The organism is Mesorhizobium sp. BR1-1-13 (assembly GCF_020165515.1).
In the GTDB taxonomy this organism is placed as follows: domain Bacteria; phylum Pseudomonadota; class Alphaproteobacteria; order Rhizobiales; family Rhizobiaceae; genus Mesorhizobium.
In genome coordinates, this window is the sequence record NZ_JAIUIH010000004.1 from 71,158 (window position 1) to 84,649 (window position 13,492).

Below are 13,492 nucleotides of genomic sequence, written 5' to 3' on the forward strand. Positions count from 1 at the left end.
ACCTGCGTCAAGAAAGCCGATATTTCGTCTCATCTGACGGTTGATGAGCAGGCCAAAACCTGAAAGCCTGAGCGCAAAATTGCGTTGGAGGATTGCCAGATGAAAACCCGCGCCGCCGTTGCCGTTGCTGCCGGAAAGCCGCTTGAGATCATGGAGGTCGACCTTGACGGTCCGCGCGAGGGCGAGGTGCTGGTCGAGATCAAGGCGACCGGCATCTGCCACACCGACGAGTTCACGCTGTCGGGTGCCGATCCCGAGGGCCTGTTCCCGGCCATTCTCGGCCATGAGGGCGCCGGCGTGGTGGTCGATGTCGGCAAGGGCGTCACCTCGGTCAAAAAGGGCGACCATGTGATCCCGCTCTATACGCCCGAATGCCGGCAGTGCCCGTCCTGTTTGTCGCGGAAGACCAATCTGTGCACCGCCATCCGCGCCACGCAGGGCCAAGGCCTGATGCCGGACGGCACTTCGCGCTTCTCGATTGAGGGCGAGAAATTGTTTCACTATATGGGCTGCTCGACCTTCTCCAACTTTACCGTGCTGCCGGAGATCGCGGTCGCCAAGGTCAATCCCGACGCGCCCTTCGACAAGATCTGCTACATCGGCTGCGGGGTGACCACCGGCGTGGGTGCCGTCATCAACACCGCCAAGGTCGAGCAAGGCGCGACCGCGGTGGTCTTCGGCCTCGGCGGCATCGGGCTGAATGTCATCCAGGGCCTGAGGCTTGCCGGCGCCGACATGATCATCGGTGTCGATCTCAACAACGACAGACGAGCCTGGGGCGAAAAATTCGGCATGACGCATTTCGTCAATCCGAAGGAGATCGACGGCGACATCGTGCCTTACCTGGTCAACATGACCAAGCGGGGCGCCGACCAGATCGGTGGCGCCGACTACACGTTCGACTGCACCGGCAACACCAAGGTGATGCGCCAGGCGCTGGAAGCTTCGCATCGCGGCTGGGGCAAGTCGGTGGTCATCGGCGTCGCCGGCGCCGGCCAGGAGATCTCGACCCGGCCCTTCCAGCTGGTTACCGGCCGGACCTGGATGGGCACCGCCTTCGGCGGCGCGCGCGGCCGCACCGACGTGCCCAGGATCGTCGACTGGTACATGGACGGCAAGATCGAGATCGACCCGATGATCACCCACACGCTCAAGCTCGAGGACATCAACAAGGGGTTCGACCTCATGCATGAGGGCAAGTCGATCAGGAGTGTCGTGGTTTATTGAGGGCGGCCACACGCCGCGGGCAACGGCCCCCGACCTTTGTGGTCAAAAACGGGAGGAGAAAGCATGGCGGAAAAACTGCATCCGAAAATCGACAATGGTCTGCCCAGGGAGAGTGCGAGCTTTACCGGCGGCACGCTGGTCTGCGCCTGTACCAGCAATCCGGTCAAGGTGAAGGTAAAGGGTCAGATCGCCCACAACCACGCTTGCGGCTGCACCAAATGCTGGAAGCCCGAAGGAGCGATCTTCTCGGTGGTGGCGGTAGCCGGGACCGCCGACGTGACCGTAACCGAGAACGGCGACAAGCTGAAGGTGGTTGACCCCTCAGCGCTGATCCAGCGCCATGCCTGCACCGGCTGCGGCGTCCATATGCATGGACCCGTCGAGCGCGACCATCCGTTCAAGGGCCTGTCCTTCATCCATCCCGAGCGCTTCGAGGAGGATGGCTGGTCGCCGCCGGGCTTTACCGCCTTTGTTTCTTCGATCATCGAATCCGGTGTGGACCCGAGCCGCATGGACGGCATTCGCGGCCAGCTGAAGTCGATCGGGCTCGAACCTTACGATTGCCTCAACCCCGGCCTGATGGATTATATCGCCACCTGGACCGCCAAGAGGTCGGGAGCGCTTCCGGCCTGACGATCATGAGATCTTGAGCATGGGGCCGGACGGGTTACCGGCCCCATGCTCATTGGAGAGACAATGCCCGCACCCGCCATCCTCGTCGACGCAGACGCTTGCCCGGTCAAAGCCGAAGTGGAAAGGGTTGCCGAGCGCCACGGCGTCGTCGTCACCTACGTTTCCAATGGCGGCCTGCGTCCTTCCCGCGATCCGATGATCCGCAATGTCGTCGTCTCCAAAAGCGCCGACGCTGCCGACGACTGGATCGTCGAAAACGCAAAACCCAACGACATCGTGGTGACCGCGGACATTCCACTGGCCGCACGCACGGTGGCGCTCGGCGCGCATGTGCTCGGCCCAACCGGGCGCCCCTTCACGCCGGAAACGATTGGCATGGCGGTGGCGATGCGCGACCTCAAACAGCATCTGCGCGAGACCGGCGAAAGCAAGGGCTACAATGCCAGCTTCGCGCCGCAGGACCGCTCCCGGTTTCTCGGCGAACTCGACCGCATCTTGCGGCGTGCGCTGAAATCCGCCACACCGCAGTAGAAGCCCAGCGCCATTCGGAACCGTCATGGCCGCCGAAATCCCGTCCAGGACGCCCATGCACCGGCACATGCTGTTCGCGGTGTCGGCTTGTGTCGGCGTCTTTGCGCTTCTGATGGCGTTGCTGCTTCACGCGCCGCTCGCTTATTCGATCGGCGCCAACGCTTTTTTTGCCGCCTATGTCACGCTGGTTGTCGCGCAGATGCCCAAATTCACTGGCACCTATCTCAGCAAGAATGCGCGCGCCACCGATCAGCCCGTTCTGGTCATCTTCGCCGTAACGCTCGTCGTCGTTGGCGTTGCCCTTGTCTCATTGTTCCTGCTGATCAACCAGAAGGACAAGGGCCATCCCATCGAGCTCACCTTCGCGCTGCTGTCGATACCCCTCGGCTGGTTCACAATCCACGCCATGGCGGCGTTGCACTATGCGCATGTGTACTGGATGGACGGCGACCTGGTCGATGCCGGAACCAAGAAGAAAATCCCGGTCGGCGGCTTGCTGTTCCCCGGCGACAAACGGCCGGAAGGCTGGGATTTTCTGTACTTCTCGACGGTCATCGGCATGACGGCGCAGACCGCCGACACCAACATCTCGACAACCCACATGCGCCGCGTCGTGCTTGTTCATTCGATCCTTTCGTTCTTCTTCAACACGGTCATCGTCGCCGCCGCCGTCAATCTCGCCGTCAGCCTGGGCGGGCCTTGAGCTTAGATCTGATATTTTCGTGATCGATGAAACATCGGCTTGGCTGGCGACGTATCAGGAGGAGAATGATGCGAACAGCGGCCGCGCCGGATGGAACGGCCAGGAAGCGAGACCAGATGGAATCGGTTGCCATGAACCAACCCGCCGCCAGCGCGGACAGTGACGCTCCGAAGGCCACGACATTGATCTACCGGCAATCGGCCTGGACGCGGCTGACGCACTGGCTGTGGGCCATCTCGCTATTCTTCATGCTGCTTTCCGGCCTCCAGATCTTCAACGCCCGTCCGCAGCTCTATCTCGGCAAGCAGTCCGGCTTCGACTACAACAACACCATCTTGGCTATCGGCGCCGAGAACACGAATGCCGGGCCGCGCGGCTATACAGAAATCCTCGGACACCGCTTCGACACCACTGGCGTGCTCGGCTGGTCCGGGGCGGCAGGACAGGAGACGCCCCGCGCCTTCCCCTCCTGGGCGACGATCCCGTCATACTACGACCTCGGAACGGCACGCGTCGTGCATTTCTTCTTCGCCTGGGTGCTGACGACGACGCTGCTTGTATGGCTGGTCGCCAGCCTGGCCAACGGCCACATCAGACGTGACCTCGCCCCTCGCCTGGACGATCTCAGGCGGCTGCCGCAGGATATCGCCAATCACGCCAGGCTGAAGTTCCACCACACGCGCGAATACAACACACTGCAGAAAATGGCCTATGGCGGCGTGCTGTTCGTGCTGTTGCCGCTGATGATCCTCACCGGGCTCGCAATGTCGCCAAGCATGAATTCGGTGCTGCCGTTCCTCAACGACTTGCTCGGCGGCCGGCAGACGGCGCGCACCATCCATTTCACCGTCATGGTGCTGCTCGTTGGTTTCTTCATCATCCATATTCTGATGATCGTCGCCGCCGGTCCGATCAACGAACTGCGCTCGATCGTCACCGGATGGTACCGGACCGATCCGCCGCATCACGCAAAATCCTCCGAAAGGAGCGCCTGACATGGCAAAATTCGAGATCAACCGCAGGAAATTCCTGACCGCGGCCAGCCTTGGCCTTTCCGGCATCACACTTTCAGGGTGCGACGCCTTCGACAGCCAGCTCGGCGTGGGCGACGGCCTGCGCAGCTTCCTCGAAAACGCCAACGATCTCACGCACCGCGCGCAACGTCTGCTCGCGGGCCGCGATTCGCTGGCGCCGGAGTTCACTGAAGCCGATATCCGTCAGCCGATGCGCCCCAACGGCGTGACGTCACCCGACGACGATACCTACAAGGCCCTGCTCGCCAACAACTTCGCCGACTGGCGACTGGCGGTTTCGGGTCTGGTCGAAAAGCCGCTGTCGCTGACCCGCGAGCAGCTCATGAACATGCCGAGCCGAACGCAGATCACCCGCCATGATTGTGTCGAAGGCTGGAGCTGCATCGCCAAATGGACCGGCACGCCGCTGTCGCTGGTGCTCGACCAGGCGGTGGTCAAACCCGAGGCGCGCTACGTCATGTTCCATTGCCTGGACACGATCGACCGCAGCCTTTCGGGCGACATCAAATATTACGGCAGCATCGACCTCATCGACGCCCGCCACCCGCAAACGATCCTGGCCTACGGCGTCAACGGCAAGCCGCTGCCGGTCGAGAACGGCGCGCCGCTGCGTGTCCGGGTCGAGCGCCAGCTCGGCTACAAGATGCCGAAATATCTCTACAAGATCGAGCTGGTCGACGGCTTCGCCGCCGTAGGAGGCGGACGTGGCGGTTATTGGGAAGACAATGGCTACGACTGGTATGGCGGGATCTGATCGCAATCGGCACGCTGCTACCGAGCCAGGCATTGCCTAAGCGGCCCTGCCTCGTCGTCAGGAGCTGGGCCGGCCCGCACAGCCTCGCAATCCCAGCGATATCGGCCATGTCTTGACCAGCAAACAGCCTGGTTAGCGAAGACTGTCAGCAACAGGTCGCCGGCAGGTGACAATCTGTCGTTGACGGGCTATGGATAACGAGTCGAGGGCTTTTGCGAGCCCTACCTGTTTGCGGGAGAGAGCAGCGAAAGCTGTCGCCGAAGGGGAAATCGCCCGAAATCTCTCAGGCAAAAGAACCGTAGACGGGAAAGACACTCTGGAAAGTCGGGGCCTGCCCCCGCGCCGAAGGTGTAAGCGCTGCCGACAGAGTTACGGGGCGCGAGTCTCTCAGGCTTCAGACAGAGGGGCACGGACTGGTCGCCATTCGCGACCGATTGCGTGCGACTCTGGAGAACACATGACGGGCGACACCAAACACCTTCCTCTCGAAGACGTCCATGCAGCTGCCGGTGCGCGCTTTGGCGCCTTTGCCGGCTGGTCGATGCCGCTGACCTACCCGGCCGGTGTCATGAAGGAGCATCTTCACACCCGTGAACATGCGGGCCTGTTCGACATCTCGCACATGAAACTGTTCAGGGTCAGCGGGCCGGGCGCGATTCCCCTGCTCAACCGTGCCTGTCCGCTCGATGCGGGCGCCCTCGAAATCTCACAGTCGAAGCTGACGTTTTTCCTGAACGAGGCCGCGGGCATCCTGGACGATCTGATCGTCACCCGGCTGGGCGATAGCAACTTCATGATCGTCGCCAATGCCGGCAATGCGATCGCCGACGAGAAGCATTTGCGCGACCTTGCGACCGGCTTCGATGTCAAGGTCGAACCGCTCGACCGGGTCTTCCTCGCCATCCAGGGTCCCGAGGCCTGGGCGGCACTTTCGCGCGCCGGTATCGAGACCGGGTCGCTGCTTTTCATGCATGGCATCGAACCGCGAAAGAACTGGTTCATGAGCCGGTCCGGCTACACCGGCGAGGACGGCTTTGAGATCGGCCTGCCTGAGGCAGACGCGCGCGGTCTCGTCGCGAAGCTGCTCGAAGACGAGCGCGTGCTATGGATCGGCCTTGCCGCCCGTGACAGCCTGCGGCTGGAAGCCGGCCTCTGCCTGCACGGCCAGGACATCACCGCGCAAACCGATCCGGCAAGCGCGACGCTGATGTGGGCCATCCCGAAGGACATCCGCGCCAACGGCACGTTTATCGGCGCCGGTGCGCTGCGCGCCGCCGTCGAGCGCGGCACCGCCCAGAAGCGCGTCGGCCTGAGGCCGGACGCCCGCCAGCCGGTGCGCGCCGGCGCCACGCTCTTTGATGCCGACGGCAATCCCGTCGGCCACGTCACCTCGGGCGGCTTCGGCCCGTCTGCCGGCCATCCCGTCGCCATGGGTTATGTCCCGACACCGCTGGCAAAACCCGGAACTCGGGTTTTCGCCGACGTACGCGGAACGAAGATACCTGTCGACGTTTCTTCCCTGCCCTTCGTCCCGCACCGCTATCGCAAAGGATAATTTTCAGATGGCAAAGACCTATTTCACCGCCGATCACGAGTGGCTCAGCGTCGAGGGCGGCATCGCCACCGTCGGCATCACCGACTACGCGCAGGAGCAGCTGGGCGACCTCGTTTTCGTCGAACTGCCCGAAACAGGCAAGAAGCTCGCCAAGGGCGACACCGCCGTCGTGGTCGAATCCGTCAAGGCGGCCTCCGACGTCTACGCGCCGGTCGACGGCGAGATCACCGAGGCCAACGCAACGCTTTCGTCCGATCCGTCGCTGGTCAATTCGGCAGCGACCGGCGCCGGATGGCTGTGGAAAATGAAGCTTGCCGGCGAAAGCCAGCTCGCCAGCCTCATGGATGAGGCCGCCTACAAAGCCCATATCGGCTGAAATCAGGACGCATTGACATGACCGCAGCACCCTACCCCTTCTCGGCCCGCCATATCGGACCCGGCATTGCCGATGTGAGAGCCATGCTGGCCGTCATCGGCGTGCCCTCGGTCGAGACGCTGATCAGCCAGGCCGTGCCGAGATCGATCCGCCTCGACCAGCCGCTGTCCCTGCCCGCGCCGGCCAGCGAAGCCGAAGCGCTGGCCGAATTGTCGGCGACCATGGCCCGGAATACGGTGCTGAAGAGCTTCATCGGCGCCGGATATCACGGCGTCCACGTGCCGCCGGTCATCCAGCGCAACCTGTTCGAGAACCCGGCCTGGTACACGGCCTATACGCCCTACCAGGCGGAGATCAGCCAGGGCCGCCTGGAAATGCTGTTCAATTTCCAGACCTTGGTCGCGGAATTGACCGGCCTGCCGGTAGCGTCGGCTTCGTTGCTCGACGAGGCGACAGCGGTCGCCGAAGCGATCGGCATCGCATTGCGCCATCACCGCGACAAGCGCACCAAGGTGGCTCTCGCCGGCACGCCGCACCCGCAGACGCTGGATGTGGCGCGCACCCGCGCCGAACCGCTCGGCATCGAGATCGACGGCGAGGAGATCGACGACAACACAGCCGCCCTGCTCGTCTCCTGGCCGGACACTTTCGGCGTCTATGGTGACCACAAGGCCGCCATCGACAAGGCCCGCGCGGCCGGCGCGCTGGTCGTCTTCATCGCCGACCCGCTCGGCCTGGCGCTGACCGACGCGCCTGCGAAACTCGGCGCCGACATTGCCGTCGGTCCGATGCAGCGCTTTGGCGTGCCGATGGGCTTTGGCGGCCCGCACGCCGCCTACTGCGCAGTTGCCGACAAATTGACCCGATTGATGCCCGGCCGCCTGGTCGGCCAGTCGACCGACAGCAAGGGCCGTCCCGGCTACAGGCTTGCCCTGCAGACGCGCGAGCAGCACATCCGCCGCGACAAGGCGACGTCCAACATCTGCACCGCCCAGGCGCTGCTTGCCAACATGGCGACAGCCTACGCCATCTGGCACGGCCCCGCCGGCCTGCAGGCGATCGCCGGGCGCATCCACACACTGGCCAACCGCCTGGCGGCCGGTCTCAAGGCGGGCGGCTTGCCGGTAATCGGCACGAGCCGCTTCGATACGGTGACGGTGGAGACGAAGGGCAAGGCCGCACAGATCGCCGCCGCCGCCGAAAAGGGCGGCCGGCTTCTGCGCGTCATCGATGCCGACCGTGTCGGCGTCGCCTTCGACGAGACCTCTGACGAAGCCGACCTGGAGGCCATTGCCGCCTTGTTTGGGGCAAAGCCAGGCGTGGAGGCCGCCGCCACCATGCCCGGCAAGCCGCGCGGCAAGGAGTTTCTCACCCAGCCAGTCTTCCACGAGAACAAGTCGGAAACCGAGATGATGCGCTTCCTGCGCAGGCTGGCCGACAAGGACTTGGCGCTTGACCGCGCGATGATCCCGCTGGGATCCTGCACGATGAAGCTCAATGCCGCTGCCGAGATGATGCCGGTGAGTTGGCCTGAAATCGCCAACATGCACCCATTCGCACCGGCCGCGCACTCGGCAGGCTACCGCGCCATGATCGATGACCTCGAAGGCTGGCTTTCGGAGATTACCGGCTTCGATGCGGTAAGCCTCCAGCCCAACGCCGGCAGCCAGGGCGAATATGCCGGATTGCTGGCCATCCGCGCCTATCACCGCTCGCGCGGCGAGGGCCATCGCACGGTCTGCCTGATCCCGTCCTCCGCGCACGGCACCAATCCGGCGAGCGCGGCGATGGCCGGCATGAGCGTGGTCGTCGTTCGCTGCCTGGAAGACGGTAATATCGACATGGACGACATGAGGGCCAAGGCCAACGAGCATTCCAGGAATCTCGCGGCGCTGATGTTCACCTATCCCTCGACGCATGGCGTCTATGAAGAGGGAGCGCGACATCTCTGTGCCCTCATTCATGAGCATGGCGGCCAGGTCTATTTCGACGGCGCCAACCTCAACGCCCTGGTCGGCCTCGCCCGCCCGGGCGACATCGGCGCCGACGTCTGCCACATGAACCTGCATAAGACCTTCTGCATCCCCCATGGCGGCGGCGGCCCGGGTGTCGGCCCGATCGGCGTCAGGGCGCATCTGAAGCCCTATCTGCCGGGCCATGTCACCGAAGGCTCCGCGCATGCCGTGGCCGCCGCCCCTTTCGGTAGCGCCTCCATTCTGCCCATCACCTGGATGTACATCCGCATGATGGGCGCTTCCGGCCTGAAGCAGGCGACCGAGACGGCGATCGTTTCGGCCAACTACGTCGCGACGCGGCTCGCCCCACACTTCCCGCTTCTTTACAGGGGCAGGAGCGACCGCGTTGCCCATGAGTGTATCCTCGACACCCGCGTGCTCAAGGAGAGCGCCGGCATCAGTGTCGAGGACATCGCCAAACGCTTGATCGATTACGGTTTCCATGCGCCGACCATGTCGTTCCCGGTCGCCGGCACGCTGATGGTGGAACCGACCGAATCCGAGCCCAAGCGCGAGCTCGACCGCTTCTGCGAGGCGATGATCGCCATCGCGGGCGAAGCGGCCAAGGTTGCGAGGGGCGAGTGGCCCCTGGCTGACAATCCCCTGGTCAATGCGCCGCACACCGCCGCGGAGGCGTTGGCCGGCCAGTGGAGCCATCCCTATTCGCGTCTGGAAGCGGCCTACCCCGCCGGAGACGCCGACATGGCGGCGAAATACTGGCCGCCGGTATCGCGCATCGACAATGTCGCCGGAGACCGCAACCTGGTCTGTTCCTGCCCGCCGCTGTCGGACTATTTGGGCGCCGCCGAATAGTCTCGCAAATTATGCTGAGCGCAAGGCCGGCTTGATCGGCTCGGCCTTGCCCATCCTTTTGTGGCTGACGACGCAATTGCGGCCCGCGCGCTTGGCGGCATAGAGCGCTGCGTCCGCCTCGGCCAGCACCTCGCCGAGGCTGTTGCCGTTGGCGCCGCCAAAGCCGATGCCTCCGCTGACGGTGCTGCGCAATGGACCGCGAGGGGTGGCGACGATCTCGGTGCCGAAGGCGACGCCGATCTTGCTTGCGATCTCGTAAGCCCTCTCTTCGGTCACCCGGGACATGACGATCGCGAATTCCTCGCCGCCGAGACGAAAGGCGTCGACGCCCGTTCTGGCGTATTTTCTGATGACTGCGGCGAACCGGCACAGAACCTGATCCCCAACCGGGTGACCATAGATGTCGTTCGTCCTCTTGAAATGATCGAGGTCGAACATGACGACCGCCATGAAAGGACCGAAGGTCCGTTCGCCATGGAGCGACATCAATCCCCGGCGGTTCATCAGCCCGGTCAACGGATCGGTCATCGTCTCGGCCTTCAGCTCGATCTGCGCCTGCAGGTGATGCAGGGAAAGCGTCAATGCGCCGAGGCCGGTCATGCAGGCCACAGCCACGACCGAGTTCAGGCGTTCGGCCCAATTATCGGGGGCTGCCCCGAGCGTCCATTGCCCCTTGGCTATCAGGACGACCGCGCAAAGCGCAAACGACACTGCACAGGTGCCGCCCAGGAACGAAACCACCAGCAGGATTTTGCGATCGTGACTGCCGTTGAGCCAGAACATGGTTCCGATCGCCGAGAGCAGCACAGTCACAGTTGCGTAGGTAACGATGAAGCCTACCCCGTCGAGACCGAGGGAAGTCACCGCCGCGCAGACCGTCATGGCGGCCAATGTCGGCAAAATGGCACGCCGGTAATCCGGCACGCCGAGATACTGCATGGCCGACAGGCAGATGACCAGGAAACCGAGGCTGAGCAGCGCCAGCGCGATCTGGCAAAGCAGCGGATCAGGCTCCTTCGTGTATCGCCAGAACAGGATGACATGCACAACGAGCACGAGAATGCCGCACCCCACCGTCAGCACGAAGCTGGCCCGGGGCGCGGCGAACCAGATCGCGAACATGGTGATGCTGAGGCAGATGCCCGACAGCGCGGCTGCGAGCAGGAGCGAACTGAAATCCAGCATATTGGGCGGGGGTTCCCTGAGCGTCGGCCTTGGTGCTGCATTCTAGGTCAGCGACAGCCATCGGACATGTTTTTCAGCCGACCTTTCGGCCGAGACTTCGGATAGGGTTTACAAAGCGTCGACGCCGGGTGTCCCAAAATCGTCCTCGCGACGATCATGGCCGCCGAACAGCCGTCAGCCCTTGTTCAGGAGGGCAAGATTGGCATCGACGACCGTGGGGTCGGCCATGCCGGCCTTGGCTTCGAGCAGCAGCGCCCTTGCCTTTTTCCTGTTGCCGCGCAGCAATTGCGAATAGCCCATATTGTTGACGATCTGCGGTTTGCGCCCGGCGACCCTGAGCAATTGGTCGTAGGCACGATCGGCAAAATCGAAGCGGCCGAGTTCGTCATAAGAAGCGGCGAGCCCCATCCAGGCTTCCGCATTGTCGGCCTTCAACTCGACGGCCTTGCGGAAATGCTGTTCGGCAAGACCGTAATTCGCGTCGCGAAACTGCGCCTTGCCTTCCGCCAGATCGGATGTGCTGACGTTCTTCGCGGCCGGTTGAATGGCGGTGGTTTTGGTGGTGTCGACGCCACTCGTCGTACAACCAGACATCATCAAGACGGCCGCCATCGCGGCCATTGCCGTTAAATTACTGTGACGCATGCCCCTGCCCCATCGCCCGGTTTTCGCCGGGCCGTTCTTCAGAAAACACACTATACCAGAGCAATTAAACTTGGGTGCCGAAACGCCGCCAAAATTAGGCCTCGGGTACACCAGTTGTTAACCACCAGGCCGCAACGCCTCAATCACGGCCAGCGGCGTTCTCACGGTTCCAGGGCCTTGAGCCTCGCCGGAACCGTATACCGGCTGCCGTCATAGCGCAGCCGGTAGGTTTGGCTCACGGACTTGCCGGGGTAGGACTGGCACTCGCCATTGCTGTCGGGCAACGGATTGTCGGTATCCATTCGTTCGACCACCGCGATGTCGTGGTAGCCATGATGTTTGGCCGGGCTCATCGCCAGGCTCACCTGACTGGTATGGAAGGATCCGGCGCAATTGGTATCGCCCTCGCCGCCATTGCCGGCCACGACCAGGCCATCGAGCACCATCCGCAGGGCATCGCCGTCGACGGCATAGAGCCGCAGGTCGGTTTCACTGAAAGGGTTAGGCAGCGAATTGTTCGCCATTTCGATCCGCAGGCCGAAGGCGGAGACATCGGGCGCCAGCGCATACCGGCCGGTATCGAGTTCGACCTTGCGGATGGCGATGGCATCATCATCCATCAGCCCGGGCTGCAGCAGGCGCTGGCGCACCTGCCGGCTCTTCCGGTCGATGACCAGAAGCTCGATATCGCCGGCATGCGCGTAGCCGCTGGGTTGGGAAGTGTCCATCAGCGGCACGGCGACCAATAGCAGGTCGTCATGGGCGGGCCAGATCTTGCAGACCAGCCCCGGCGGGTCGCCATATGCAGACGTCAGAGCAATGCTGGTGTGGGGTTCGAGCGTGAACGAAGCACCGTCAGCGCTCTTGCGGGCCCTGGGATAGGCCTGCTGCACCAGGGCGGCGGCATCGCCGCAATCATCGGCCTCAGCCCAGGCAGGCGACAGACTGGCCGCGGCAAGGACGAGGACGAGGGCGCGCGACAGCATTCGCATGGACTTCTCACTCATTTGCGGACTTTGCAGATCGCTCAGGCGGCCCTCACTGAATATCAGCAAATCCTAATGGCCGGTCATTTTGACGATGATCGGAATGACCGCGATCATCAGCACCACCGGCAGGATGCAAACCACGACCGGCACCGACATCTTGGCAGGCAAGGCATGCGCCTTTTCCTCGGCCAGCGACATGCGCTTGTGGCGCATCTCGTCGGAAAAGACGCGCAGCGCCCCCGACAGGCTGGTGCCAAGCTCCTTGGACTGTTGCAGCAGCGTGGCGAAGGAACGCACCTCGTCCAGGCTCAGGCGGTCGGCGAGCGCCTTCAGCGCATCGTCGAGGCTGCGCCCGGCCCGCAGCTCCAGCGACACGAGCTGCAGGTTCTGGCTGAGCGACGGATAGGTCCTGGCGAGTTCCTTCGAAACGCGCTCGACGCCCGCTTCCATGCTCATGCCGGCATCCGAACAGACGATCATCAGGTCCATGAAATCGGGGAAGCCGTTGCGGTATTCGCGCATCTTTTCCCGTATCTTCTGGGTCAGCACCAGCCCAGGCAGGAAATAGCCGGCCACGCCCGACAGCACGACGAAGGCCCAGCGGCTGGCCATCGTGGCGTCGGGGCTGGCCATCCAGCGGTTGAGCACGAAGACGGCGAGCGCGATGCCCACCATCGCCGTGAAACGGATGAGGAAGAACATCCCGACGGCGCGCGGCTCCATGTAGCCCGCCTGGATGAGTTTCAAGCGCAGGCGGGCGACATTTTCGGGATCGCTTTTGGCGTAGAATTCCTGCGCCTTCTTCACCGCCTTCTCGCGAACGACACCGGTATTCTTCTTCTGGGCCGGTTCCGGCCTGGCGGCCACTGGACTCTCATCGACCTTGAGCCTGCGCCTGACTTCGTTGCGATCGCCCTTTGCCACCACCATCGGCCAGGCAAAAGCGGCAGCGCCCACGGCCAGCAGCAGGACAGCCACCGGCATCAGCGAGGTCGGCGCGAGCGAGGCGAGGAATTCGACGACCTTCTGCAT

At 63.5% G+C, this 13,492-nt stretch carries 13 protein-coding genes and 1 riboswitch; of the genes, 9 read left to right on the forward strand and 4 right to left on the reverse strand.

Annotated elements, in window-relative coordinates; all coding sequences use genetic code 11:
• The first annotated feature begins 99 nt into the window (after positions 1–99).
• The 9 genes from LB533_RS11075 to gcvP all read left to right on the forward strand — a co-directional run bounded on the left by LB533_RS11075 (position 100) and on the right by gcvP (position 9,641).
• Entirely contained in the window at positions 100–1,227 is a 1,128-nt protein-coding gene (locus LB533_RS11075) for an S-(hydroxymethyl)glutathione dehydrogenase/class III alcohol dehydrogenase (RefSeq protein ID WP_140638882.1), read from the forward strand.
• Between the two features lie 63 nt (positions 1,228–1,290).
• Positions 1,291–1,860: an S-(hydroxymethyl)glutathione synthase gene (gfa, locus tag LB533_RS11080; RefSeq protein ID WP_140638883.1), complete on the forward strand. Its 570-nt coding sequence runs from the start codon at positions 1,291–1,293 to the stop codon at positions 1,858–1,860.
• Between the two features lie 63 nt (positions 1,861–1,923).
• On the forward strand, positions 1,924–2,391 hold the full coding sequence (locus tag LB533_RS11085; RefSeq protein WP_140638884.1) for a YaiI/YqxD family protein: 468 nt from the start codon (positions 1,924–1,926) through the stop codon (positions 2,389–2,391).
• A gap of 25 nt (positions 2,392–2,416) precedes the next feature.
• The gene (locus tag LB533_RS11090) at positions 2,417–3,094 is read left to right on the forward strand and encodes a DUF1345 domain-containing protein (protein WP_140638885.1); all 678 of its coding nucleotides are present in this window, start codon (positions 2,417–2,419) and stop codon (positions 3,092–3,094) included.
• Positions 3,095–3,210: 116 nt separating this feature from the next.
• Positions 3,211–4,089: a cytochrome b/b6 domain-containing protein gene (locus tag LB533_RS11095; protein ID WP_140639218.1), complete on the forward strand. Its 879-nt coding sequence runs from the start codon at positions 3,211–3,213 to the stop codon at positions 4,087–4,089.
• Position 4,090: 1 nt separating this feature from the next.
• Entirely contained in the window at positions 4,091–4,882 is a 792-nt protein-coding gene (locus LB533_RS11100) for a molybdopterin-binding protein (RefSeq protein ID WP_140638886.1), read from the forward strand.
• Between the two features lie 222 nt (positions 4,883–5,104).
• A riboswitch (glycine riboswitch) is annotated at positions 5,105–5,191 on the forward strand.
• A gap of 148 nt (positions 5,192–5,339) precedes the next feature.
• On the forward strand, positions 5,340–6,437 hold the full coding sequence (gcvT, locus tag LB533_RS11105; protein WP_140638887.1) for a glycine cleavage system aminomethyltransferase GcvT: 1,098 nt from the start codon (positions 5,340–5,342) through the stop codon (positions 6,435–6,437).
• A gap of 7 nt (positions 6,438–6,444) precedes the next feature.
• On the forward strand, positions 6,445–6,813 hold the full coding sequence (gene gcvH / locus LB533_RS11110; protein WP_224677166.1) for a glycine cleavage system protein GcvH: 369 nt from the start codon (positions 6,445–6,447) through the stop codon (positions 6,811–6,813).
• Positions 6,814–6,830: 17 nt separating this feature from the next.
• Positions 6,831–9,641 (forward strand): aminomethyl-transferring glycine dehydrogenase, encoded by a 2,811-nt coding sequence (gene gcvP / locus LB533_RS11115; RefSeq protein WP_140638888.1) that lies wholly within the window; start codon positions 6,831–6,833, stop codon positions 9,639–9,641.
• A gap of 9 nt (positions 9,642–9,650) precedes the next feature.
• Here gcvP and LB533_RS11120 read toward each other — a convergent pair whose 3' ends face one another.
• The 4 genes from LB533_RS11120 to LB533_RS11135 all read right to left on the reverse strand — a co-directional run bounded on the left by LB533_RS11120 (position 9,651) and on the right by LB533_RS11135 (position 13,492).
• On the reverse strand, positions 9,651–10,826 hold the full coding sequence (locus LB533_RS11120; protein ID WP_140638889.1) for a GGDEF domain-containing protein: 1,176 nt from the start codon (positions 10,824–10,826) through the stop codon (positions 9,651–9,653).
• Positions 10,827–11,000: 174 nt separating this feature from the next.
• The gene (locus LB533_RS11125; RefSeq protein ID WP_140638890.1) at positions 11,001–11,471 is read right to left on the reverse strand and encodes a tetratricopeptide repeat protein; all 471 of its coding nucleotides are present in this window, start codon (positions 11,469–11,471) and stop codon (positions 11,001–11,003) included.
• Between the two features lie 161 nt (positions 11,472–11,632).
• Positions 11,633–12,478, reverse strand: a complete 846-nt coding sequence (locus tag LB533_RS11130; RefSeq protein ID WP_224556630.1) for a hypothetical protein — start codon at positions 12,476–12,478, stop codon at positions 11,633–11,635.
• Between the two features lie 51 nt (positions 12,479–12,529).
• Positions 12,530–13,492 (reverse strand): type II secretion system F family protein, encoded by a 963-nt coding sequence (locus LB533_RS11135; RefSeq protein WP_140638891.1) that lies wholly within the window; start codon positions 13,490–13,492, stop codon positions 12,530–12,532.